This window comes from Streptomyces sp. H27-H1 (assembly GCF_026627445.1).
In the GTDB taxonomy this organism is placed as follows: Bacteria; Actinomycetota; Actinomycetes; order Streptomycetales; family Streptomycetaceae; genus Streptomyces.
The window spans coordinates 67505-90251 of the sequence record NZ_JAPNLJ010000002.1; the positions used below are offsets into that span (position 1 = coordinate 67505).

The 22747-nt window shown below is 70.7% G+C and carries 20 protein-coding genes; 4 read left to right on the forward strand and 16 right to left on the reverse strand.

Annotated elements, in window-relative coordinates:
• The first annotated feature begins 113 nt into the window (after positions 1–113).
• Positions 114–1343, forward strand: coding sequence for a DUF349 domain-containing protein (locus tag OTB20_RS02085; protein WP_267756799.1), 1230 nt, complete (start codon positions 114–116; stop codon positions 1341–1343).
• A 75-nt stretch (positions 1344–1418) separates the two neighbouring features.
• Here the strand turns inward: OTB20_RS02085 and OTB20_RS02090 are convergent, their stop codons facing one another.
• From OTB20_RS02090 to OTB20_RS02145, 12 genes are all read right to left on the reverse strand, one after another.
• Positions 1419–3869, reverse strand: a complete 2451-nt coding sequence (locus tag OTB20_RS02090) for a RelA/SpoT family protein (protein WP_267756800.1) — start codon at positions 3867–3869, stop codon at positions 1419–1421.
• A 345-nt stretch (positions 3870–4214) separates the two neighbouring features.
• Entirely contained in the window at positions 4215–4775 is a 561-nt protein-coding gene (locus tag OTB20_RS02095) for an adenine phosphoribosyltransferase (protein ID WP_267814772.1), read from the reverse strand.
• Positions 4772–5824: a protein translocase subunit SecF gene (gene secF, locus OTB20_RS02100; protein ID WP_267814774.1), complete on the reverse strand. Its 1053-nt coding sequence runs from the start codon at positions 5822–5824 to the stop codon at positions 4772–4774. The genes OTB20_RS02095 and secF overlap by 4 nt, the downstream gene beginning before the upstream one ends.
• Before the next feature lie 3 nt (positions 5825–5827).
• Positions 5828–7615 carry a protein translocase subunit SecD gene (gene secD, locus OTB20_RS02105; RefSeq protein WP_267814775.1) on the reverse strand — a complete coding sequence of 596 codons (1788 nt, stop codon included), beginning with the start codon at positions 7613–7615 and terminating at the stop codon, positions 5828–5830.
• Positions 7616–7768: 153 nt separating this feature from the next.
• Positions 7769–8221, reverse strand: a complete 453-nt coding sequence (gene yajC, locus OTB20_RS02110; RefSeq protein ID WP_267756804.1) for a preprotein translocase subunit YajC — start codon at positions 8219–8221, stop codon at positions 7769–7771.
• Positions 8222–8386: 165 nt separating this feature from the next.
• Positions 8387–9448, reverse strand: coding sequence for a Holliday junction branch migration DNA helicase RuvB (gene ruvB / locus OTB20_RS02115; protein ID WP_267756805.1), 1062 nt, complete (start codon positions 9446–9448; stop codon positions 8387–8389).
• Between the two features lie 236 nt (positions 9449–9684).
• Positions 9685–10317, reverse strand: coding sequence for a Holliday junction branch migration protein RuvA (gene ruvA / locus OTB20_RS02120; protein ID WP_267814777.1), 633 nt, complete (start codon positions 10315–10317; stop codon positions 9685–9687).
• Positions 10314–10850, reverse strand: coding sequence for a crossover junction endodeoxyribonuclease RuvC (ruvC, locus tag OTB20_RS02125; RefSeq protein ID WP_267814778.1), 537 nt, complete (start codon positions 10848–10850; stop codon positions 10314–10316). The genes ruvA and ruvC overlap by 4 nt, the downstream gene beginning before the upstream one ends.
• 129 nt (positions 10851–10979) lie before the next feature.
• The gene (locus OTB20_RS02130) at positions 10980–11732 is read right to left on the reverse strand and encodes a YebC/PmpR family DNA-binding transcriptional regulator (RefSeq protein ID WP_267756808.1); all 753 of its coding nucleotides are present in this window, start codon (positions 11730–11732) and stop codon (positions 10980–10982) included.
• Positions 11733–11789: 57 nt separating this feature from the next.
• Positions 11790–12380 carry a pyridoxal 5'-phosphate synthase glutaminase subunit PdxT gene (gene pdxT, locus OTB20_RS02135; protein WP_267814779.1) on the reverse strand — a complete coding sequence of 197 codons (591 nt, stop codon included), beginning with the start codon at positions 12378–12380 and terminating at the stop codon, positions 11790–11792.
• Between the two features lie 7 nt (positions 12381–12387).
• A complete protein-coding gene (pdxS, locus tag OTB20_RS02140) occupies positions 12388–13305 on the reverse strand; it encodes a pyridoxal 5'-phosphate synthase lyase subunit PdxS (protein ID WP_112446777.1) in 918 nt (305 codons plus the stop codon).
• Positions 13306–13445: 140 nt separating this feature from the next.
• Positions 13446–13985, reverse strand: a complete 540-nt coding sequence (locus tag OTB20_RS02145; protein WP_267814780.1) for a hypothetical protein — start codon at positions 13983–13985, stop codon at positions 13446–13448.
• Positions 13986–14276: 291 nt separating this feature from the next.
• Here OTB20_RS02145 and OTB20_RS02150 point away from each other — a divergent pair, with 291 nt between their 5' ends.
• Entirely contained in the window at positions 14277–14867 is a 591-nt protein-coding gene (locus OTB20_RS02150; RefSeq protein WP_267814781.1) for a hypothetical protein, read from the forward strand.
• 62 nt (positions 14868–14929) lie between these two features.
• Here OTB20_RS02150 and OTB20_RS02155 read toward each other — a convergent pair whose 3' ends face one another.
• Genes OTB20_RS02155 through pgsA form a run of 3 tightly spaced genes read right to left on the reverse strand, consistent with a single transcriptional unit; the run spans position 14930 to position 17687 of the window.
• A complete protein-coding gene (locus OTB20_RS02155) occupies positions 14930–16093 on the reverse strand; it encodes a glycosyltransferase family 4 protein (protein WP_267814783.1) in 1164 nt (387 codons plus the stop codon).
• Entirely contained in the window at positions 16090–17013 is a 924-nt protein-coding gene (locus OTB20_RS02160) for a phosphatidylinositol mannoside acyltransferase (RefSeq protein ID WP_267814784.1), read from the reverse strand. Before OTB20_RS02160 ends, OTB20_RS02155 begins: the two co-directional genes overlap by 4 nt.
• A complete protein-coding gene (gene pgsA, locus OTB20_RS02165; protein WP_267814785.1) occupies positions 17013–17687 on the reverse strand; it encodes a phosphatidylinositol phosphate synthase in 675 nt (224 codons plus the stop codon). Before pgsA ends, OTB20_RS02160 begins: the two co-directional genes overlap by 1 nt.
• A 327-nt stretch (positions 17688–18014) precedes the next feature.
• On the opposite strand from pgsA, the gene OTB20_RS02170 reads away from it, so the two are divergent.
• Positions 18015–20228 carry an elongation factor G-like protein EF-G2 gene (locus OTB20_RS02170; RefSeq protein ID WP_267814786.1) on the forward strand — a complete coding sequence of 738 codons (2214 nt, stop codon included), beginning with the start codon at positions 18015–18017 and terminating at the stop codon, positions 20226–20228.
• Positions 20229–20463: 235 nt separating this feature from the next.
• Positions 20464–22134 (forward strand): hypothetical protein, encoded by a 1671-nt coding sequence (locus tag OTB20_RS02175; RefSeq protein ID WP_267814789.1) that lies wholly within the window; start codon positions 20464–20466, stop codon positions 22132–22134.
• Positions 22135–22161: 27 nt separating this feature from the next.
• Here the strand turns inward: OTB20_RS02175 and OTB20_RS02180 are convergent, their stop codons facing one another.
• Positions 22162–22719, reverse strand: coding sequence for an HIT family protein (locus tag OTB20_RS02180; RefSeq protein ID WP_267756817.1), 558 nt, complete (start codon positions 22717–22719; stop codon positions 22162–22164).
• Positions 22720–22747 lie beyond the last annotated feature (28 nt).

Sequence of the window (22747 nt, forward strand, 5' to 3'; positions counted from 1 at the left end):
CCCGGCGGTCGCCTATGTTGGCGTTGTGCAGGGCGGGCGCGGCCCGCCCCAGGAAACTGTGGACGATGCCCAGGGGGTGAACCCCTCTCAGGGCATCAGGTGGAGGAGGCGCTGTGAGCAGCGACCCGTGGGGCCGAGTCGACGAGACAGGCACCGTGTACGTGCGTACTGCCGATGGCGAGAAGGTCGTCGGCTCGTGGCAGGCCGGCACCCCGGAGGAGGCCCTGGCCTACTTCGAGCGCAAGTACGAGGGCCTGGTGGTCGAAATCGGCCTCCTCGAACGACGGGTGCGGACCACCGATCTGGCCGCCAAGGACGCATCGACGGCCATCGAGCACCTGCGCACGCAGGTGGACGAGCACCACGCCGTCGGCGACCTCGGCGCGCTGCGCGTGCGGCTGGACAAGCTGGTGTCGACCGTGGACTCGCGGCGCGAGGAGCGCAAGGTCCAGAAGGCCAAGCAGACGGACGAGGCCCGTACGGCCAAGGACGCGCTGGTGGCCGAGGCCGAGCAGCTGGCGCAGAGCGACCAGTGGCGCAGCGCCGGCGAACGGCTGCGGGCCCTGGTGGACATCTGGAAGGGTCTGCCCCGCCTCGACCGCAAGTCGGACGACGAGCTGTGGCACCGCTTCTCACACGCCCGCTCCGCCTTCTCCAAGCGCCGCAAGGCCCACTTCGCCTCGCTCGACGCGCAGCGCGAGGACGCACGCAAGGTCAAGGAGAAGCTGGTCGCGGAGGCCGAGTCGCTGTCGAAGTCGGCCGACTGGGGTCCGACGGCCGCACGCTACCGCGAGCTGATGGAGAGCTGGAAGGCCGCGGGCCGTGCGCAGCGCGAGTCCGAGGACGATCTGTGGAACCGCTTCCGCGGCGCCCAGGACGTGTTCTTCGCCGCGCGCAGCGAGGTCTTCGCGGAGCGCGACGCGGAGCAGGTGGAGAACCTGAAGCTGAAGGAGGAGCTGGCCGACGAGGCCGAGAAGCTCCTCCCGATCACGGACCTGAAGGCGGCCCGTGCCGCGTTCCGCTCCCTGAACGAGCGCTGGGAGGCCGTCGGCCACGTACCGCGGGACGCGCGTCCCAAGGTCGAGGGCCGGATGCACACCGTCGAGCGGGCCATCCAGGAGTCCGAGGAAGGCGAGTGGCGCCGTACGAACCCGGAGGCGCGGGCCCGTGCGGCCGGTCTGACGGGTCAGCTGCAGGCGGCGGTCGACAAGCTGCGCGGTCAGGTCGACGCGGCGCGCGCGACGGGCAACAACGCGAAGGCCGACAAGCTGGCCCGGGAGCTGGAGGGCCGTCAGGCACTGCTGGACCAGGCGCTGAAGGGCCTCGAGGAGTTCGGCGGCTGATTGCGCCCCGCATGTGGGAGGGCCCCGGTACGGATTTCCGTACCGGGGCCCTTCCGTGTCCGTGCGGCCTCGGTGCTACGGCCTGCGGGCCGAGGTCACGCGGTAGACGTCGTAGACGCCCTCGACGCCCCGTACGGCCTTCAGGACGTGCCCCAGGTGCTTCGGGTCGCCCATCTCGAAGGTGAACCGGGAGGTGGCCACCCGGTCGCGGGAGGTCTGCACGGCCGCCGAGAGGATGTTCACGTGCTGGTCCGAAAGGACCCGGGTGACGTCCGACAGCAGCCGGGACCGGTCGAGCGCCTCCACCTGGATGGCGACCAGGAAGACGGAGGACTGGGTGGGTGCCCACTCGACCTCCAGCATCCGCTCGGGCTCCTGGGAGAGGGAGTCGACGTTGACGCAGTCCGCGCGGTGGACCGATACACCGCTGCCCCGGGTGACGAACCCGACGATCGGGTCGCCGGGCACCGGGGTGCAGCATCGGGCCAGCTTGACCCACACGTCCTCGACGCCCTTGACGACAACACCGGGGTCGGCGTTGCCGCGGCGCGTGCTGCGGCCGCGGGCGGGCGGGATGCTGTCCTCGATGTCCTCGTTGGCGGCGTCCTCGCCGCCGAGCGCCTGGACCAGCTTCTGGACGACGTTCTGCGCGGTGACGTGGCCCTCGCCGATCGCCGCGTAGAGCGAGGAGATGTCGGGGTAGCGCATCTCGTGGGCGAGGGTGACGAGGGAGTCGCCGGTCAGGATGCGCTGGATCGGCAGGTTCTGCTTGCGCATGGCCCGCGCGATGGCGTCCTTGCCGTGTTCGATGGCCTCGTCGCGGCGCTCCTTGGAGAACCAGGCGCGGATCTTGTTGCGGGCCCTGGGCGACTTGACGAAGCCCAGCCAGTCGCGGGACGGGCCGGCGCCCTCTGCCTTGGAGGTGAAGACCTCGACCAGGTCGCCGTTGTCGAGGGTGGATTCGAGCGGTACGAGCCGCCCGTTGACCCGCGCTCCTATGGTGCGGTGGCCGACCTCGGTGTGGACGGCGTACGCGAAGTCGACGGGGGTGGCTCCGGCCGGCAGGGCGATGACGTCGCCCTTGGGCGTGAAGACGAAGACCTCGTTGCGCGAGAGGTCGAAGCGCAGCGAGTCGAGGAACTCGCTCGGGTCCTCGGTCTCCTTCTGCCAGTCCAGCAGCTGGCGCAGCCACGCCATGTCGTTGACGGTGTCGTGGCCCGCGCTGCCCTTGGCGGCCTGGGGCACGTCGGTGCGTACCTTCGAGGTGCCCGCGACGGTCTGCTGCTTGTACTTCCAGTGCGCGGCGATGCCGTACTCGGCGCGGCGGTGCATGTCGAAGGTGCGGATCTGGAGCTCTACGGGCTTGCCGCTGGGTCCGATGACCGTCGTGTGGAGCGACTGGTACATGTTGAACTTCGGCATCGCGATGTAGTCCTTGAACCGGCCGGGGACCGGGTTCCATCGCGCGTGCACGGTGCCCAGGGCGGCGTAGCAGTCCCGGACGGTGTCGACGAGCACCCGGATGCCGACCAGGTCGTAGATCTCGGCGAAGTCGCGGCCGCGCACGATCATTTTCTGGTAGACGCTGTAGTAGTGCTTGGGGCGCCCGGTGACGGTGGCCTTGATGCGGGCGGCCCGCAGGTCGGCCTGCACCTCGTCCGTGACGACGGTGAGGTACTCGTCCCGCTTGGGCGCCCTTTCGGCCACCAGCCGCACGATCTCGTCGTACATCTTGGGGTAGAGGATCGCGAAGGCGAGGTCCTCCAGCTCCCACTTGATGGTGTTCATGCCCAGCCGGTGCGCCAGCGGGGCGTAGATCTCAAGGGTCTCGCGGGCCTTCTTCTCCTGCTTCTCCCGCTTGAGGTAGCGCATGGTGCGCATGTTGTGCAGGCGGTCGGCGAGCTTGATGACCAGGACCCGGGGGTCCTTGGCCATGGCCACGACCATCTTGCGGACGGTCTCGGCCTGGGCCGCCTCGCCGAACTTGACGCGGTCGAGCTTGGTGACTCCGTCGACGAGCAGGGTCACCGCGTCGCCGAAGTCGCGCCGCAGGTCCTCCAGCCCGTACTCGGTGTCCTCCACGGTGTCGTGCAGGAGCCCCGCCATCAGCGTGGCCGGGTCCATGCCCAGCTCGGCGAGGATCGTGGTCACCGCGAGCGGGTGGGTGATGTACGGGTCGCCGCTCTTGCGCTTCTGACCGCGGTGCCAGCGCTCGGCGACCTGGTACGCCTGCTCGATCTGGCGCAGCGTGGCCGTCTCGATCTTCGGGTCGTTGCTGCGGACTATGCGGAGCAGCGGCTCGAGGACCGGGTTGTACGGGTTGGTCTTCTGGACGCCGAGACGGGCCAGCCGCGCGCGCACCCGGTTGGACGACCCGGCCGACTTCGCGGACGCGGGCTTGACCGGCGGCGCGGGGGCCGGGGTCGGCGGCACGGGGGCGGCCGGGGGCGTGGCAGGTGCCACCGCGGCCGGCTCGGCCTGCGGATCGGGCTGCGCGGCGGAGATTGGCTGGACCTCGTCTGGCAAGAGCGCTCCTCGGGGGTCCCCCCGGACGGAGTCTGGGGGAGGATCCGGTGCCCGTGTCCGGTCCGGATAACCCATCGTAGCGAGGGTTCCGCCACCCTGTTCCCCGAGCCTCCGCCTGGACCGCCGGGCGTCAGCCCGCACCTGCGGCCCCATCGGCGTGGGCTGGATCGCCCACAGGGCAGGAGCAGCCCCGCCGGCGTTTGAGGCGCGGGTCCGGGCGGAGCCCAGGGAACGGAGGAAGGACGGGCGGGGGACGGCCCCGCGCAGCGGCCCGACCCCCGCGTACGCCGAAGCGGGCGTGCTCCGGGATGTCCCGGTGCACGCCCGCTTCGTGGAGCAGCGTGGTCAGACCACGATCAGCGCGTCGAGCGGAGCACCGCCCAGAGTCGGCGCCAGCCGCTCACGGCCCGGCAGGAACGAGAGTTCCATCAGGACCGCGACCCCGGCGACCTGCGCCCCGGCCCGCCGGATCAGCTCCAGCGAGGCCGCCGCGGTACCACCGGTGGCCAGCACGTCGTCGATGACCATGACCCGGTCGTCGGCGCACAGCGCCTCCGCGTGGATCTCGATCTCCGCCGACCCGTACTCCAGGTCGTAGGACTGCAGCAGCGTCGCCCCGGGCAGCTTCCCGGCCTTGCGCACCGGTACGAAGCCGATGCCCGCCTGCACGGCCACCGGAGCCGCCAGGATGAATCCCCGCGCCTCCAGCCCGACGATCTTCGTCGCTCCGTACTGTCCCGCCAGCGCCACCAGCGCGTCCGTGAGGGCGCCGAACGCCTTGGGGTCGGCCAGCAGCGGGGTGATGTCCTTGAACATCACGCCCGGCTTCGGGTAGTCCGCCACGTCCGTGATCCGGCTGAGCAGCAGGTCCCGTACGCCCTCGGGCAGCGGAGCGGTGGCCGTCACCGGCGCCGTCCCGAGCGGCCCTGCGCCACGACCTCCGGCGCGTCCCCGGCACCGAAGCCGTCCTCGGACGATCCGTCCTTGGCCGCCGACGCCCGCTTGGCGAGCACCCGCTTCTTCAGGGCCTTCATCGCCGGCTCGCGCTCCTTCAGGTCCACGACCAGCGGGGTCGCGATGAAGATCGACGAGTAGGCGCCGGCCGCGAGGCCGACGAACAGCGACAGCGAGATGTCGTTCAGCATGCCGGCGTCCAGGATGCCGCCGCCGATGAAGAGCAGCGCTCCGACCGGGAGCAGCGCGACGACCGTGGTGTTGATCGAGCGGACCAGGGTGCCGTTGATGCTGCGGTTGGCGACCTCGCTGTACGTCCAGCGGGTCTGCTTGGTGATGTCCTTCGAGCCCTCCTTGAGACCGTCGAAGACGACGACGGTGTCGTAGAGGGAGTAACCGAGGATGGTCAGCAGACCGATGACCGTACCCGGGGTGACCTCGAAGCCGACCAGCGCGTACACGCCGACCGTGATCGTGAGGTCGTGGATCAGCGCGATGAGGGCCGCGATCGCCATCCGCCACTCGAAGGCGATGGCGAGGTAGATCACCACGAGGATCATGAAGACGCCGAGGCCGGTCCAGGCCTTGTTGGCGATCTGCTCGCCCCAGCTGGGGCCGACGAGGTCGGCGTTGATCTGACCGGCCTCGACCTTGAGGTCGGCGGCGAGCTTGGTCTTCACGTCGGCGGCGGCTTCGGTGTCCAGCTCCGAGATCTGGATGCGCAGACCGCCGGTTCCGAGCTTCTGGACGATCGCGTCGTGGCCGGAGGCCTTCTCGGCGTCCTCGCGGGCCTGGCTCTCCGAGACGGAGGTCTTCGGGGTGGTGAAGACGGCACCGCCCTTGAACTCGATGCCCATGTTGAGGCCCTGGACGGCCAGGGCCACGATCGCCGTGATGGTGATCAGGATGGAAACGCCGTACCAGACGAAGCGCTTGCCGACGAAGTCGTAGCCGACCTCACCTCGGTACAGCTTGGCGCCGAGATCTCCGAGCTTCGACATCTCTCACGCCTCCTTTGCGTCGACGGAAACGGGGTCGGTGGCGTTGGCCGCGTCGGAGCCGGTGCGGCGCGAGCGGCGCAGCGGCGGCTTGGCGCCCAGTCGCTTCGGGTCCAGCCCGGACCACGGGTGACCGCTGGAGAAGAACTTCGTACGGGCCAGCAGCGTCATGACGGGCTTGGTGAAGAGGAACACCACGACCACGTCGAGCAGGGTCGTCAGACCCAGGGTGAAGGCGAAGCCCTGCACCTTGCCGACGGTGACGATGAAGAGCACCGCGGCGGCAAGGAACGACACGAAGTCGGAGACCAGGATGGTGCGACGGGCGCGCGGCCAGGCTCGCTCGACGGCCGGACGCAGGGTGCGGCCCTCGCGGATCTCGTCCCGGATGCGTTCGAAGTACACGATGAAGGAGTCGGCGGTGATACCGATCGCGACGATCGCACCGCAGACGGCCGGCAGGTTCAGCGCGAAGCCGATGCCCTTTCCGAGCAGCGCCATGATCGTGTACGTGAGGATGCCGGAGACGATGAGGCTGATGATGGCGACGAACGCCAGGCCCCGGTAGTACGCCAGCAGGTAGATCACGACGAGCGCGAGGCCGATGGCGCCGGCGATGAGGCCGGCCTTCAGCTGCTCGCCGCCGAGCGCGGCGGTGACGGTGGTGACGCTGTCCTCCTGGAAGGACAGCGGCAGGGCGCCGTACGAGAGCATGTTGCCCAGGTCCTGCGCGGACTGCTGGTTGAAGCCGCCGGAGATCTCGGCGTTGCCGCCGGTCAGCGCCTGGCTGACGGACGGGTCGGAGATGACCTCGCCGTCGAGCACGATGGCGAACTGGTTCTGCGGGGGCTGCTTGGCCGCCAGCTCGCCGGTGATCTTGGCGAACTTGTCGGCGCCCTTGTCGGTGAACTGCATCGTGACGATCCACATGCCACGCTGCGGGTCGATGACGCCCTTGGCTTCCTTCACGTCCTGGCCGTTGACCTGCGCCGGGCCGAGCACCCACTTGTACCAGACCTCGCCGCGCTTGCCGCAGGCGAGCGTCGGGTCCTCGGGCTTGACGTTCTTGCTGACGGCGGCGCGCTGCGCCTCGTTGCTGCAGTCCAGCGCGGCGAACTTGGCCTGCAGGTCCGCCGCGGCGGCCTGGTCGGCGCTGGGCGCGGACGGCGACGCGGACGGGGCGGCCTTGTCGTCTGCCTTCTTCGACCCGCTCGCCGAGGGCGAGGGAGAGGGTGCGTTCGGGGCCTTGAGGGCCTCACTGACCGCACGGCCCTGGGAAGTGGCGCTGGACGACGGGGTGGGTGCACCGGCGGACGGGCTGCCGGAGCCGCTCGGCTTGGGGCTCGGAGACCCGCTCGGGTTGGCCTCGGGAGCGACGGGCGCGCCCTCCGCCGTGGCGAGCACGGGGCGGAAGTACAGCTGGGCGGTGGTACCGACCTGCTCGCGCGCCTGCTGCTCGTTCGTCCCCTTGGGGATGTTCACGATGATGTGGTCGCGGCCCTGGGTCTGGACCTCGGCCTCCGACACACCGAGACCGTTGACACGGCGCTCGATGATGCCGACCGCCGTGTTCATGTTGGTCTCGTTGATCGCGTCCGGCTTGCCGGGCTCGCTCTTGGCCTTGAGCGTGATGCTCGTACCGCCGGCGAGGTCGATGCCGAGTCGCGGCGTCGTCTGCTTCGTGAGGAACATCCCCGCGGTGAGCGCCACCATCGCGATCAGGATGATGGCCAGGGAACGCCCCGGCCTCCCCTGAGCCCCCGTGGGCCGTCGGCCCTTCTTCGGTGCTGCCACCTTGTCGTATCTCCCTGTCCAACCGTCTCGCGCCGGGTCAGCGCGTGGACGGCCACCGAAATGTGTGTGGGGACCCCTGCCCCCCGCAGAAGGGTCACTGGCGGGACCGCCGGGGCTGCCGGTCAGGCGCCCCGCACGGTCCCCTGACCAGCGCTACTTCGCGCCGGCCTCGCCGTCGGTCTTGCCGTCCTTCGGCTCTTCGCCCTCGGACTCCTCGGCCTTGGGCTCGTCCTTCTTGCCAAGGTCGAGCTTGGGGGCCTCGTCCTGGGTCAGGGAGGACGCGTCGTCCGGGACGACCGGCGTGTCGATCGTCAGATCATCGGTGATGCCGTGGACGATGCGGTTGTACTCCTCGTCCTCCAGCACGGCGCCGATGGAGTTCTTCGCGTACAGCGCGTGAACGCCGGGAGCCACCTCGAGGGTGACGGTGTCTTCGCCGATCTCCTTCACCGTGGCGTACATGCCGCCGATGGTGCGGACGCCGGTGCCGGGAGTCAGCTGGTCGCGCATCTGCACGGCCTGCTGCTGCTTCTTCTTCTGGCTGCGGGTCAGCAGGAACATCGCCCCGATGATCAGCACGAACGGAAGGAGGGAGAAGATATTCAAGGGACGCAGGTCCTTCGCATCGACCGCACGAGCGCACGGCCTTTGTACGGGGGGTGGGTACGCCGACCGTAAGGGTCGGCATCGGCGGAGTCTAGGCGAGTCCGCACCGATGGAACAACGCCCAGCATGTCATCGCAGTTCCTGACCGGGCGAACGTCCGCGCCGTCAGGTCCCGAACAGGCCCTGTTGTCCGCTTGATCCGTTCCCGCCCTGCTGTGGCGGCACAAGTCCCAGGTGAGCCCATGCGGCCGGGGTCGCGACCCGCCCCCGCGGGGTCCTGGCCAGAAGCCCTTCCCTTACGAGGAACGGCTCGGCCACCTCTTCCACGGTCTCCCGCTCCTCGCCGACGGCGACGGCGAGCGTCGACAGTCCGACGGGCCCCCCGCCGAAGAGTTTCAGGAGCGCCTCCAGGACGGCCCGGTCCAGCCGGTCGAGGCCGCGCTCGTCGACCTCGTAGACCCGCAGGGCCGTGCGGGCGACCTCACGGTTGATCACCCCGTCGGCCCTGACCTGGGCGTAGTCGCGGACGCGGCGCAGCAGCCGGTTGGCGATACGGGGGGTTCCGCGCGAGCGCCCGGCGATCTCGGCGGCGCCGGCGGTGTCGATCTCCAGGTCGAGGAGGCGGGCGGAGCGGTGGATGACGCGCTCCAGTTCCTCGGGGGCGTAGAACTCCATGTGGCCGGTGAAGCCGAAGCGGTCGCGCAGCGGCGGCGGGAGCAGGCCGGCCCGGGTCGTGGCCCCCACGAGGGTGAAGGGGGGCAGCTCCAGCGGGATGGCGGTGGCCCCCGGACCCTTGCCCACGATCACGTCGACGCGGAAGTCCTCCATCGCCATGTAGAGCATCTCTTCGGCGGGCCGGGACATCCGGTGGATCTCGTCGAGGAAGAGGACCTCGCCCTCCTGGAGGGAGGAGAGGATGGCGGCGAGGTCGCCGGCGTGCTGGATGGCGGGGCCGGAGGTGATCCGGATGGGCGCGCCCATCTCGGCAGCGATGATCATGGACAGGGTGGTCTTCCCCAGGCCCGGGGCGCCCGACAGCAGCACGTGATCGGCGGTGGCGCCGCGCTGGCGGGCCGCCTTGAGGACCAGGTCCAGCTGCTGGCGTACCTTCTCCTGGCCGACGAACTCGTCGAGGTCCTTGGGCCGCAGGGCCGCCTCGACGGCCGTGTCCTCGCCGTCCGCCGCGGCCGCCACGATCCGGTCGTCGCTCTCGTCATCCCAGTTCACGGTGTCAGTCTGCCTTCTCGGTGGTGCGGTGGTGTGCGCGCGGGCCGTCTACTGGGGCGCCGCCCCCGGCTCCGCTCCTCAAAGGCCGCAGCGGCTGGATTCTCGCCGGTGTCGGCCCGCCGAACGCACAGTGCGCTACGCGCACGTGCGGGCCGGTCTCAGCCGAATCCAGCCTCGCCGGCGTCTGAGGAGCGGGGGTCCGGGGGCCGGCCCCCGGCAACGGCGCCGCACTGGCGTCACCGGGCTCGGTTCAAGGACTGGAGGGCGGCGCGCAGCAGCTGTGGAACCGGGGCGGAACCGCCGGCGGCAATGGCTGCTTCCGCCTGGGGGGTCACGGCGGAAACGGCTTCCTCGGCATCGCGGGAGGCGTAGCCCAGGCCGATCAGCGCCGCGGACAGCTGCTCCGACCACGGCGCGGGACCGGACGCCGCCGCGCGCTGCGCGCCGACCATCCCGCTCGACCCCAGCGGCGCGCCGAGCTTGTCCTTGAGGTCCAGCAGGAGTTTCTGCGCGCCCTTCTTCCCGATGCCGGAGACGGCCATCAGCGCCTTCTCGTCCCCGACGGAGACGGCCACCCGCAGTGCGTCCGGCCTGTGCACCCCGAGCATCGCCTGCGCGAGCTTCGGCCCGACTCCGCTCGCGGTCTGCAGGATTTCGAAGACCTGGCGCTCGTCGTCGTCGGCGAAGCCGTACAGCGTCAGCGAGTCCTCCCGTACGACCAGGGAGGTCGCCAGCCGGGCCGGCTCACCGGTCCGCAGGCCGGCGATGGTGTTCGGCGTGCAGTGCACGGCCATGCCCACTCCCCCGACCTCGATGACGACCAGGGTGGGGGCGAGAGCGGCGACCTGGCCGCTGACGAAGGCGATCATGTGGTGCGGCCTTTCAAGGCGCCGGCATGCCGGTTGACGGCCTGCTGGAGGCGGTTCTGCGCGGGGGCGCGCCAGATGTGGCAGATGGCGAGGGCGAGGGCGTCCGCGGCGTCGGCGGGCTTGGGCGGGGCGGACAGCCGCAGCAGCCGGGTGACCATGGCTCCGACCTGCGCCTTGTCGGCGCGGCCGCTGCCGGTGACGGCGGCCTTGACCTCGCTCGGGGTGTGCAGGGCAACCGGAAGCCCGCGGCGTGCGGCGCACAGCATGGCGACGGCACTGGCCTGAGCGGTACCCATCACCGTGCTGACGTTGTGCTGGCTGAACACCCGTTCCACCGCGACCACTTCAGGCCGGTACTCGTCGAGCCATTCCTCGATGCCCTGCTCGATCGCGACGAGCCGGAGGCCCAACTGGGCGTCCGCGGGCGTCCGTACGACCCCCACGCCGAGCATCGCCAGGGGACGGCCCGCCAGCCCCTCGACCACACCGACACCGCACCGGGTCAGTCCCGGGTCAACGCCGAGTACCCGCACCCCGCCCCCTCTTCGATCTCCTGTACGTACAGCTAGGCAGGCTATCGGGTGCCACTGACAAAGCAGCGGGCCGACGGGGTGTGTCCCCGTCGGCCCGCTGCCCGACGCTGTGAGCGATCGGCGCCTGGATCAGGCGTCGACCTTCTCCATGACCTCGTCCGAGACGTCGAAGTTGGCGAAGACGTTCTGCACGTCGTCGCTGTCCTCCAGCGCGTCGATCAGCTTGAAGATCTTGCGCGCGCCCTCTTCGTCCAGCTCGACCTGCATGGTCGGCAGGAAGTTGGAGTCGGCCGAGTCGTAGTCGATGCCGGCCTGCTGGAGCGCGGTACGGACCGCGACCATGTCGGTGGCCTCGCTGATGATCTCGAACTGGTCGCCGAGGTCGTTGACCTCTTCGGCGCCCGCTTCCAGCACCGTCTCCAGGACGTCGTCCTCGGAGAGCTCGCCCTTGGGCAGCAGAACGACGCCCTTGCGGTTGAACAGGTAGGAGACCGAGCCCGGGTCGGCCATCGAACCGCCGTTGCGGGTCATGGCGACCCGCACGTCGGACGCGGCACGGTTGCGGTTGTCGGTGAGGCACTCGATGAGCACCGCGACACCGTTCGGTCCGTAGCCCTCGTACATGATCGTCTCGTAGTCGGCGCCGCCGGCCTCGAGACCGCCGCCGCGCTTGACCGCGGAGTCGATGTTCTTGTTCGGGACCGAGCTCTTCTTGGCCTTCTGGATGGCGTCGAAGAGCGTCGGGTTGCCATCGATGTCGGCGCCGCCCATACGGGCCGCGACCTCGATGTTCTTGATCAGCTTCGCGAAGAGCTTGCCGCGCTTGGCGTCAACCACGGCCTTCTTGTGCTTCGTCGTAGCCCATTTAGAGTGGCCGGACATCTGCCTGTCTCCTTCGCGTCACCAACAGTGTTCGCCTCAGATCCTACCGGGACGCCGTTACAGCCCCGCGCGCACCATGTCGACGAAGTACGCGTGGACCCGGTCGTCGCCCGTGAGCTCCGGGTGGAAAGAGGTCGCGAGGACGTTGCCCTGACGTACGGCGACGGTGTGGCCGTCGTACGTGGCGAGCACCTCGACGGCGCCGCCGACGGACTCGACCCAGGGGGCGCGGATGAAGACGCCCTCGACGGGGCCGCCCCCGATGCCCGAGAAATCGACCTGGGCCTCGAAGGACTCGTTCTGCCGGCCGAAGGCGTTGCGGCGCACGATCATGTCGATGCCGCCCAGGGTCTCCTGGTCCTCACGGCCGTCGAGCAGCTTGTCGGCGAGCATGATCATGCCGGCGCAGGTGCCGTAGACCGGCATCCCGGCCCGTACGCGCTCGCGCAGCGGCTCCAGCATGCCGAACAGCACGGCGAGCTTCGACATGGTCGTGGACTCGCCGCCGGGGATCACCAGGGCATCGACCTCGGCGAGCTCCTCGGGACGCCGGACCGGCCTGGCCACGGCGTCAGCCGAGGCCAGGGCGATCAGGTGCTCCCGTACGTCGCCCTGGAGTGCCAGGACACCAATCACGGGGGTGGTCATATGAGGACTACCAGCCGCGGTTGGCGTAGCGCTCGGACTCGGGGAGGGTGTCGCAGTTGATGCCGACCATGGCCTCGCCCAGGTTGCGGGAGGCGTCCGCGATGATCTTCGGGTCGTCGTAGAAGGTGGTGGCCTTCACGATGGCGGCGGCGCGCTTGGCCGGGTCGCCCGACTTGAAGATGCCGGAGCCGACGAAGACGCCCTCGGCACCGAGCTGGCGCATCAGGGCGGCGTCGGCCGGGGTGGCGACGCCACCGGCGGAGAACAGCACGACCGGGAGCTTGCCGAGCTCGGCGACTTCCTTGACCAGCTCGTACGGGGCGCGCAGCTCCTTGGCGGCGGCGAACAGCTCGTTGTTGTCGTAGCCGCGCAGACGGGCGATCTCGTTCTTGATCTGGCGCAGGTGACGGACGGCCTCGACGACGTTGCCGGTACCGGCCTCGCCCTTCGAACGGATCATGGCCGCGCCCTCGGCGATGCGGCGCAGGGCCTCGCCCAGGTTGGTGGCACCACAGACGAAGGGGGTGGTGTACGCCCACTTGTCGGAGTGGTTGACCTCGTCGGCCGGGGTCAGGACCTCGGACTCGTCGATGTAGTCGACGCCGAGGGACTGGAGCACCTGGGCCTCGACGAAGTGGCCGATGCGGGACTTGGCCATGACGGGGATGGAAACGGCCTCGATGATCTCTTCGATCATGTTCGGGTCGGACATCCGGGCGACGCCGCCATCCTTGCGGATGTCGGCGGGGACCCGCTCCAGGGCCATGACGGCCACGGCGCCGGCGTCCTCGGCGATCTTCGCCTGCTCGGCGTTGACCACGTCCATGATCACGCCGCCCTTGAGCTGCTCGGCCATGCCGCGCTTGACGCGGGAGGTGCCGATCGCCGACTCAGCGGACTGGGGGGTGGAGGGAAGCGTGCTCACGGAATGACCTCACTCGAAAGGAAGATTCAGGCGGTACTGGAGACCTGGTGGTACTCGACCGAGGAAACCCTGTCGACCAGTCCACTGCAAGGGCCAATGTGCAGCCGGTGGCTCCTCGCGATTTGGCCATTGGGTACAAGTTACGGCCGTTCCGCCAGATCCACCGGAGGCTCGTCGTCCATCTCGAAGGCCAACGGGAAGGGCGCGTGGCCTGCCAGCCGGAACCAGCGGACCTTGCGGTGCCGGCGCAGGGCCCGGGCCGCGCGTACGGCGTCGTTGAGGAACCGCCGTGCCATGGGGACCCTGCGGACCGCGGCCGCGAGCTCCTCGGTGGCCTCCGCCCCGCCCGGGGCGGCCTTCAGCGCGTCGACCTGCCCTGAGTCGGCGAACACCGCCCGCAGCGCCTGGCTGAGCTCGCTCTCGGCGACCTCCCGGTGCTCCTCCTCCGCCTGGCGGGCGGCGTGCGCGGCCTCGTACAGGACGAGGGCGGAGGCCGGGTCGAGCACCCCGGAGGTCGCGACCTCCAGCACCACGGAGGCCCGGCGCACGAGCTGCGCGTCGAGGGCGGCGCGGGCGGCGTCCATCCGGGAGTGCAGCCGGTCGAGGCGGCCTGCGGTCCAGCTGAGGTAGACCCCGACGAGGCCGAGCGCGAGGGCAATCCAGACAAGGGTTTCGATCACGCTGGGCGACCCTACCGCTCCGGGACACCCCAACCCCCATCCGCCCTGGTACAGGCGGCTCCCGTGTGCCTAGTGCTGTGACCGGAAAGGTTCACCGTGTCGCGGCGCCCGGCACGGCACCTCTCCCCCAGCTACCGCGGGGAGGTGCCCCCTGCGTTGTCGGACCACGCCGGTACGTCCAGTACGGGTCGTGGTCCTCCGCCTCGCGATGCACCGCACCGGACACCGCGACCCGGCAAACCTTTCCGGCCACAGCACTAGGCTGCCCGATCACGCCGTTCGGGGGGAACCATGGACCACACGCGTTACCGCAGACCTTCCGCCGGGCTCCTGCTGGGCGTGGCCGGCGCCCTCGTGGCCACGGGCACCGCGGCCTTCCTGCAGGACCACCCCGGCGGCCTGGTGCTGCTGGGCCGGATCCGTGAGCACCTGGTCCTGCTGGGCTGGCTCGCTCTGGCCGCGCTCACCGGAGCCGTCCTGCTGGGGCTGGAGAAATCCGCCGCGCGGATCGCGCTGTGCGTCCCGCTGCTCGTCCTCGGCATCCCGTTCGTGCTGATGGCGGGCGTCCTCTCGGGGCCGGCCGGTCCGTCCGAGGAGACGAGGAGCGAGTCGGCCCCCGGCCGCACCGACCGGCGGCTCGTCGTGGAGGAGGGCTCGGCCATGATCGACCCGCTGTGGTCCGTCTACGTCCACGAGGGAGGCTGGCCCCTGGAGCGCCGCTGGCCTGTCGGCCATTTCAACGGCGACGATCCGGACAATGAGCTCCGCGAGGTCGTGTGGACGGCCCCGGACCGGATCCGCATGACCACCGCGGGGGGTCAGGTCTTCGAAGTGACCCTTGCTCCCGGCGGCCGGCCCGACCGGGTCGTCTCCGCCGGCTGAGCCGGCGGATGCGATCCGGGGCGAACGACCCGGGTTGCACGACCCGGTCAGCAGGTCGCGGGCTACGCGTCGCGGGAGAGGCCCAGGCGGGTGCGGAGCGGTACCCGCTCGTCCTCCGCCACCGCCGTCGCGCCGTCGGTCACCGTTTCGTAGACCGCCAGGATGTCCGCCGCCACCGTCGACCAGTCGAAGCGGCGTACGTGGGCTGCGCCGCGGATGCTCAGTTCCTCGCGGCGGGCGGGGTCGCGCAGGAGGGCGATCGCCGCCGCGGCCAGGGAGCCGGAGTCCTCGTTCGAGAAGAGTTCGCCCGCCGCTCCCTGGTCCAGGACCTGGGCAAAGGCGTCCAGGTCGGCGGCGAGGACCGCCGCGCCGGCCGAGAGGGCCTCGACCAGGATGATGCCGAAGCTCTCGCCGCCCGTGTTCGGGGCCACGTACACGTCGACGCTGCGCAGCAGCCGTGCCTTGTCCTCGTCGGAGACCATGCCGAGGAACTCGACCCGGGAGCGGAGTTCGGGCGACAGGGAGGCGACCGCCTCCTCCTCGTCGCCGCGGCCCGCCACGAGGAGGCGTACGTCCGGGCAGGCCTCCACGATCTTCGGGAAGGCCGCCATGAGGACGGGCAGGCCCTTGCGCGGTTCGTCGATCCGGCCGATGAAGCCGAGGGTCTGGCCCGACCAGGCGGGATTGGGGTCGGCCTTGGCGAAGAAGTCCACGTCCACGCCGTTGGGGATGACCACCGCATCGCCGCCCAGGTGCTCGACCAGGGTCCGCCGCGCGTACTCGCTCACCGCGATCCGGGCGCTGATCTTCTCCAGCGCCGGCTGCAGGATCGGGTAGGCGGCGAGCATCGCCCGGGAGCGCGGGTTGGAGGTGTGGAAGGTGGCCACGATCGGCCCCTGCGCCGCCCAGCAGGTCAGCAGGCCCAGCGAGGGGGCGGTCGGCTCGTGGATGTGCACGACGTCGAAGACCCCGTCGTGCAGCCAGCGCCGCACGCGGGCAGCCGACAGGAAGCCGAAGTTGAGCCGGGCTACCGACCCGTTGTACGGCACCGGCACCGCCCGGCCCGCCGAGACCACATACGGGGGCAGCGGGGTCTCGTCGTCCGCCGGGGCCAGGACCGACACCTCGTGTCCGAGGCCGATCAGGTGCTCCGCCAGGTCCCTGATGTGGAACTGGACCCCGCCGGGAACGTCCCAGGAGTACGGGCAGACGATGCCGATCTTCACGCGGGGTGCTCCTCGGGCCGGCCGGCGGTGTCCAGATCGTCCAGCCACAGCCTCTGGAGCATGTGCCAGTCCTGCGGGTGTTCGGCGATGCCCTGCGCGAAGGCGTCGGCGACCGCCTGGGTCATGACGGCCGTCTTCTCCTGCCGGGTGCCCGTGCCGGGCACCTTCACCGGAGCATGGATCCGGCCGTACATCTGCGGCGCCTCCCCGTAGTACAGGGTGGCCGGGAGCAGGACCGCGCCGGTCTGCAGGGCGAGCAGGGCGGGTCCGGCCGGCATCCGTGTGGCGGAGTCGAAGAAGTCCACTTCCACCCCGGAGGCCGACAGGTCGCGGTCCGCGACCAGGCAGACGAGCCCGCCGGAGCGCAGCCGCCGTGCGAGCGTGCCGAAGGCGGCTCCGCCGTTGTGCGGGAGCACCTCCATGCCCAGGCTCTCGCGGTAGGCGACGAAGCGGTCGTAGAGGGTCTCCGGCTTGAGCCGCTCGGCGACGGTGGTGAAGGGAACGCCGATGTGGGTGACGGCCCAGGCGCCGGCGAGGTCCCAGTTGGCCAGGTGCGGCAGGGTGACCACGACTCCGCGTCCGGAGGCCAGGGCCTCGCGCAGGATGTGGTCGTCCTTCATCTGCACGTCGGTGCTGAAGCGTTCCTTGGCCATGGTCGGCAGGCGGAAGGACTCCATCCAGTACCGCATGTAGGAGCGCATGCCCGCGTGCGACAGCTCGTGCAGCCGTTCCGGCGTCGCGTCCGGCACCACCCGGGCCAGGTTCGACTCCAGGCGCAGCACGCTCTTTCCGCGCCGCTTCCAGACGAAGTCCGCGATCCGCCGGCCGAGGGCCTGCGCGGCCGGCTCGGGCAGCTTCTTGACCCCGGCCCAGCCGAGCCCGTAGAGCCTGTCGACCAGCTTGTCCTGTGCCTTGCCCATCAGGCCGTACCGCCTTCGGAGGGAGCGGCGGCCGCAGCGGCCGCGTCGGCTTCCGCCGACTCGCGCCGTACGGTCACCACGCGCTGGATCAGGGTCACGAGCGAGCCCGCCGCGACCACCCACAGCGCGATCGGCAGCAGCAGGCCGATCCACGAGGGGGCCCCGAAGGTCTCCAGCCCGGACAGACCGGCCGCGACCAGCGTGATCACCAGGCGTTCGGCGCGCTCGATGAGCCCGTTGACGGCCACCGGCAGCCCGATCGACTCGCCGCGGGCCTTGGTGTAGGAGACCACCTGCCCGCTGGCCAGACAGAAGATGGCGACCGCGCACAGCGCGTTGTCGTCGCCGGAGCCCGCGTACCAGAGCGCGAGTCCGCCGAAGATTGCCGCGTCCGCCACCCGGTCGAGCGTGGAGTCGAGGAACGCGCCCCACCGGCTGGAGACGCCGGCCTGGCGGGCCATGTTCCCGTCCACCAGGTCGGAGAAGACGAAGAGCGTGATGGTGATCGTGCCCCAGAAGAACTCGCCCATGGGGAAGAAGACCAGGGCTCCGGCCACCACTCCGGCCGTGCCGATGAGCGTGACCGCGTCGGGACTCACTCCCATTCGGAGCAGAAATGCGGCGAATGGCGTGAGAACACGCGTGAAGAATGCACGCGCGTACTTGTTCAGCATGGCCTTCCCGGAGGGTCGCTGGGCCGCACGGCCACCACGGCCACCGGCTGGCCCATCGTAGCCAGGGCCCCGGGCCGTCGGCGCCGCGCACCCACCGGTTCACTCGGCGCAAGCCGATCTCAGGCCGTTCGCCACGTTCGGGGAGCCGTCCCGGGCGCTCCTGCGGACGCTCCCCCGGACGCCTTCTCCGGGTCCCTCCCCCGATGCCTCGCGGGGCGGCTCCCGGGCGGCTCCCGGGCGGCTCCGGTACGACGTATGGACGCGGTGTGACGGCAGTGCAAAGCTCGAAGGAGCCCATTTCCCCTCCAATCGGGAGGCACGAGCATCGTGGGAGCCGCATCACACCAATCCGGAGCCGCCGGCAGAGCACCGGCGGCCGACCGTCCGGCGTCCGTACGCAACGTCGTGCTGGTCGGCCACAGCGGAGCCGGCAAGACCACACTGGTGGAAGCCCTGGCCCTGGCCGCCGGCGCCGTGAACCGGGCCGGGCGCGTCGAGGACGGCGCCACCGTCTCCGACTACGACGAGATCGAGCACCGCCGCCAGCGATCCATCCAGCTCTCCCTGGTCCCCGTCGAGTGGGCCGGAATCAAGATCAACATTTTGGACACCCCCGGTTACGCCGACTTCGTCGGAGAGCTCCGGGCGGGCCTGCGCGCCGCCGACGCGGCCCTCTTCGTGGTCTCGGCCGCCGAGGACGGCGACGGGCTCTCCGGAGCCACCCGGATGGTCTGGGACGAATGCGCCGCCGTCGGCGTGCCGCGCGCCATCGTCGTGACCCACCTGGAAGCCGCCCGGGCCGACTACACCCAGATGACCGCCGTGTGCGGCGACGCCTTCGGAGCGGACGACCCGGACGCCGTACGCCCGCTCTACCTGCCCCTGCACGGCCCCGCCGCCCCCGACGGCCACGCCCCGGTCACCGGCCTGCTCGGGCTGCTCTCCCGGCGCGTCTACGACTACGCCTCCGGCGACCGCGTGGAGCGCGACCCGGACCCCGGCGAGCTCGCCCTCATCACCGACGCCCGTGCCCGGCTGATCGAGGGGATCATCGCCGAGAGCGAGGACGAGACGCTCATGGACCGCTACCTCGGCGGTGAGGACGTCGACCTCAAGACCCTGGTCGACGACCTGGAGCGCGCCGTCGCCCGCGGCACCTTCCACCCCGTCCTGATGGCCGCCCCCGCCGCCGACGGAGCCCGCAAGGGCCTGGGCACCGTAGAGCTGCTCGAACTGATCACCGGCGGCTTCCCCACCCCTCAGGAGCGGGCGCCCGTCACCGTCACCACCCCCGACGGCGCGGCCCGACCCGACGTCACCTGCGATCCCGACGGGCCGCTCGTCGCCGAGGTGGTGAAGACCTCTTCCGATCCCTACGTCGGCCGCGTGTCGCTCGTCCGCGTCTTCTCCGGCACCCTGCGCCCCGACGAGACGGTCCACGTGAGCGGCCACGGGCTCACGGACCGCGGTCACGAGGACGGCGCTCTCCACGAGGCGAACGAACGCGTGGGCGCCCTGACCTCGCCCTTCGGCAAACAGCAGCGCACCCTCGCCCACTGCATCGCCGGCGACCTGGCCTGCGTGGCCAAACTCACCCGCGCCGAGACCGGCGACACCCTCTCCGCCAAGGACCGCCCTCTCCTCATGGCGGCCTGGTCCATGCCCGACCCGCTGCTCCCCCTCGCCATCGAGGCCCACAGCAAGGCCGACGAGGACAAGCTCTCCCAGGGGCTGGCCCGGCTGGTCGCCGAAGACCCCACCATGCGGCTCGAACAGAACCCGCACACCCACCAGCTCGTCCTGTGGTGCCTCGGCGAGGCCCATCAGGACCTCGCCCTCGAACGGCTGCGCACCCGGTACGGGGTCCAGGTCGACCCGGTCCCGCACAAGGTCAGCCTTCGCGAGACCTTCGGCGCCAAATCCGCCGGCCGCGGACGGCACGTCAAACAGTCCGGCGGGCACGGCCAGTTCGCCATCTGCGAGATCCAGGTCGAGCCGCTGCCGCCGGGCAGCGGCATCGAGTTCGTCGACAAGGTCGTCGGCGGGGCCGTTCCGCGCCAGTTCGTCCCGTCCGTGGAGAAGGGGGTGCGCGCGCAGGCCGCCCGGGGGCTCGCGGCCGGCTACCCGCTGGTCGACGTACGCGTCACCCTGCTCGACGGCAAGGCCCACTCGGTGGACTCCTCCGACGCCGCCTTCCAGACCGCCGGCGCCCTCGCCCTGCGCGAAGCCGCCGCCGGGGCCGCCGTACAGCTCCTCGAACCGGTCGCCGAGCTCTCCGTACTCGTCCCCGACGAGTACGTCGGCCCCATCATGAGCGACCTCGCCGGCCGCCGGGGCCGTGTGGTCGGCACCGACGCGGCCGGCCCCGGACGCACCCGCGTCCTCGCGGAGATCCCCGAGATCGAGATCGGCCGGTACGCCGTCGAGCTGCGCTCCGTATCGCACGGCACCGGGCTGTTCAGCCGGACGTACGCGCGCCACGAGCCGATGCCACCACAGATAGCGGACAAGCTACGCGAACAGACAGAGAAGGGAACTTAATTGACATAGCGTCATTCCGGCCGCTCATCCAACCCGCTTGCGGTGGGCGGCATTTACCTGTCCCATGACCATGGGGAGGAATCGGCCGATAGGCTCGTCCGCGCGTGGGGCGGGCGGTCCGAACGGGTAGACCGAGCGGACAGGGCACACACACCGCGCCGGGAACACCGCCCGGAGCGGGCGGCATCGCGGGCAGGCCCGCACACGAGTACGACGCACAGCGATGGGGGCAGCCGTGGCGGACGACGGATTCGACTTCAGGCCCGGGGCGCAGATCCCGCTCCAGGGCGGCAGCGGCCAGACCGCCGCGACCAACGCCCTCGCCTCCGCCGCCTACCGGGACGGCGCGGCGGACACCGCACTGGCCTCCATACTCGACGCCAACAACGAGTACCACGAGTCGGTCGTCAAACCCGGCAAGATCTCCCTCCTCGAACCCAATCTCGGCGAGGCCTTCTGCCGCGCGGTCGAGGCCCGCACCATCCCGGCCGCCCGCAAGCCCCTCATCCAGTCCTTCGGCGCCGACCCGCAGACCGTCGTCGAGCACTGTCTGGCCGCCTCCCGCATCCGCAAGGAGCGCGACCGCAAGCTCCGCATGATCATGCTGGTCTGCGGAGTGCTGTTCCTTCCCGGCCTGTTGCTGTGGCTCGGCCTGTTCTGGGTCCGCAAGGCCCTGGCCTCCTCCGAGGCCAAGCGCGCCTCCTGGCTGGGCACGGCGCTCCTCGTCGGCGTGGGCCTGGTGGCCGCCGTACTCATGTTCCGGCTGCCGGTGACCGGCCTCCTCGGCATCTACCTCCGCGCCATGATCATCGCCCCCGCCCTGGGCTGGTTCTTCGCCCGCCGGCTCTGCGAGGCCACCGCCCTGGACCTGCGCTCCCGCTGGGACGGCCTCCTCGCGGGCGGCGGCGGGGTGGCCGCCAAGATCCCCGAAGCCGTCCCCGGCAACCCCGACGAGAAGGCCCGCGAGGACCTGCGCCAATCCCTGGCCAAGCTCACCGCCGAGGACCGCAGCAACTCGGTCTTCTACGCCGGCCCCAAGGGCATACTCGGCATGGGCACCCGCTGGGGCAGCTGGCAGATGGCCGAGGAGCTCGCGCCCAAGACCGAGGGCCACGAGATCCACCCCTTCCGCAGCTGGGACGTCATACGCGCGATCGACACCCAGCTGCGCAAACTGGAGCGAGGCCCCCTGCACACCGGCGGCCTCCCGCCCGCTTCGATCATGCACTGGATCGTCACCCCGGTCGGCGAGGGCGCCAAGGAAGTGACCCGCCCCACCGGAGCGGACGTGGACACCTTCCTGATCAAGCCGCACGAGATCACCCGGATCTGCAACGAGCAGCAGTTCAGCGCCGGCAACCGGCACTACCTCGGCATCCAGTACCCGCTCTGGGACGGCCAGCTCGTGATCACCATGCTGGTCACGGTCACCGTGCTCTACAAGACGCTGCGCGTGGAGGTCACCGGGCACGCGCTCGGCCCGGTGCACGGCCTGTTCACCACCAAGTCGAAGGCCCCGGTGGTCGAGGTCCCCAAGTCCGTACGGTTCTGGGAGACCGTGGAGCGGCCGCTGCCGCTGGTCGACGCCACGGAGGTCGTGCGCCTCGCCGTGCGCGCGCCGTTCACCTGGTACCCGCCGGTCCTGGACTTCCTGGGCGGCAAGCTCGTCCTCCCCGAGCCCTTCGGCGTCCGCCACGTCTGGGCCGGCCAGCCGTGGCGCCACCGCTTCATGGCGGACGACGCGATGCGCGCCGCGACCCCGGTCCTGCGGGCGGTGCACACCGCCGCGATGCGGGTCCTGGAGGAGAACGGCGTCGACACCGAACGCTTCACCAACCGCTCGATGATCGTCAGTGGCGCGGTCCAGGACGCCGCACCGCGCAAGGCCGACGTCTACGATGCCTGAACCCCCGCGGGCGGCCCGGCCACGACCCTAGGCCGGCCAGGCGTCGGCGAGCATCTGGCGGGTGTCCGCGAGGAGTTGGGGCAGCACCTTGGTGTGGCCCACGACCGGCATGAAGTTCGTGTCCCCGCCCCAGCGGGGCACGATGTGCTGGTGCAGGTGCGCGGCGATCCCGGCGCCGGCGGCCTGGCCCTGGTTCATGCCGATGTTGAACCCGTGCGCACCGGAGGCCTTGCGCAGCGCGACCATCGCCCGCTTCGTGAGATCGGCGAGTTCGAGGGTCTCGGCGGCGTCCAGGTCCGTGTAATCGGCCACGTGCCGGTACGGCACGACCATCAGGTGGCCGCCGTTGTACGGGTAGAGGTTCAGCACGGCGTAGACGTGCTTGCCCCGGGCCACGACCAGCCCGTCCTGGTCCGACATGTCCGGAATACCACAGAAGGGACAGCCGTCCCCGGCCTCCGGCCCGGTCGGCTTGTTCTCCCCCTGGATGTAGGCCATCCGGTGGGGCGTCCACAGACGCTGGAACGCGTCCTGCGTGCCCACACCGATCTGCTGCTCCGGCTCAATCGTCATGGGATGCAGCATATGACCTTGGCCCGGAGCGGCGTGTCGC

What these genes read in the sequence shown, in the direction of transcription:
- OTB20_RS02180 (WP_267756817.1), bottom strand. Translation starts at nt 22,719, where the DNA reads ATGCTGCATCCCATGACGATTGAGCCGGAGCAGCAGATCGGTGTGGGC.
- pgsA (WP_267814785.1), bottom strand. Translation starts at nt 17,687, where the DNA reads ATGCTGAACAAGTACGCGCGTGCATTCTTCACGCGTGTTCTCACGCCA.
- OTB20_RS02150 (WP_267814781.1), top strand. Translation starts at nt 14,277, where the DNA reads ATGGACCACACGCGTTACCGCAGACCTTCCGCCGGGCTCCTGCTGGGC.
- OTB20_RS02160 (WP_267814784.1), bottom strand. Translation starts at nt 17,013, where the DNA reads ATGGGCAAGGCACAGGACAAGCTGGTCGACAGGCTCTACGGGCTCGGC.
- ruvA (WP_267814777.1), bottom strand. Translation starts at nt 10,317, where the DNA reads ATGATCGCCTTCGTCAGCGGCCAGGTCGCCGCTCTCGCCCCCACCCTG.
- OTB20_RS02130 (WP_267756808.1), bottom strand. Translation starts at nt 11,732, where the DNA reads ATGTCCGGCCACTCTAAATGGGCTACGACGAAGCACAAGAAGGCCGTG.
- pdxT (WP_267814779.1), bottom strand. Translation starts at nt 12,380, where the DNA reads ATGACCACCCCCGTGATTGGTGTCCTGGCACTCCAGGGCGACGTACGG.
- secF (WP_267814774.1), bottom strand. Translation starts at nt 5,824, where the DNA reads ATGTCGAAGCTCGGAGATCTCGGCGCCAAGCTGTACCGAGGTGAGGTC.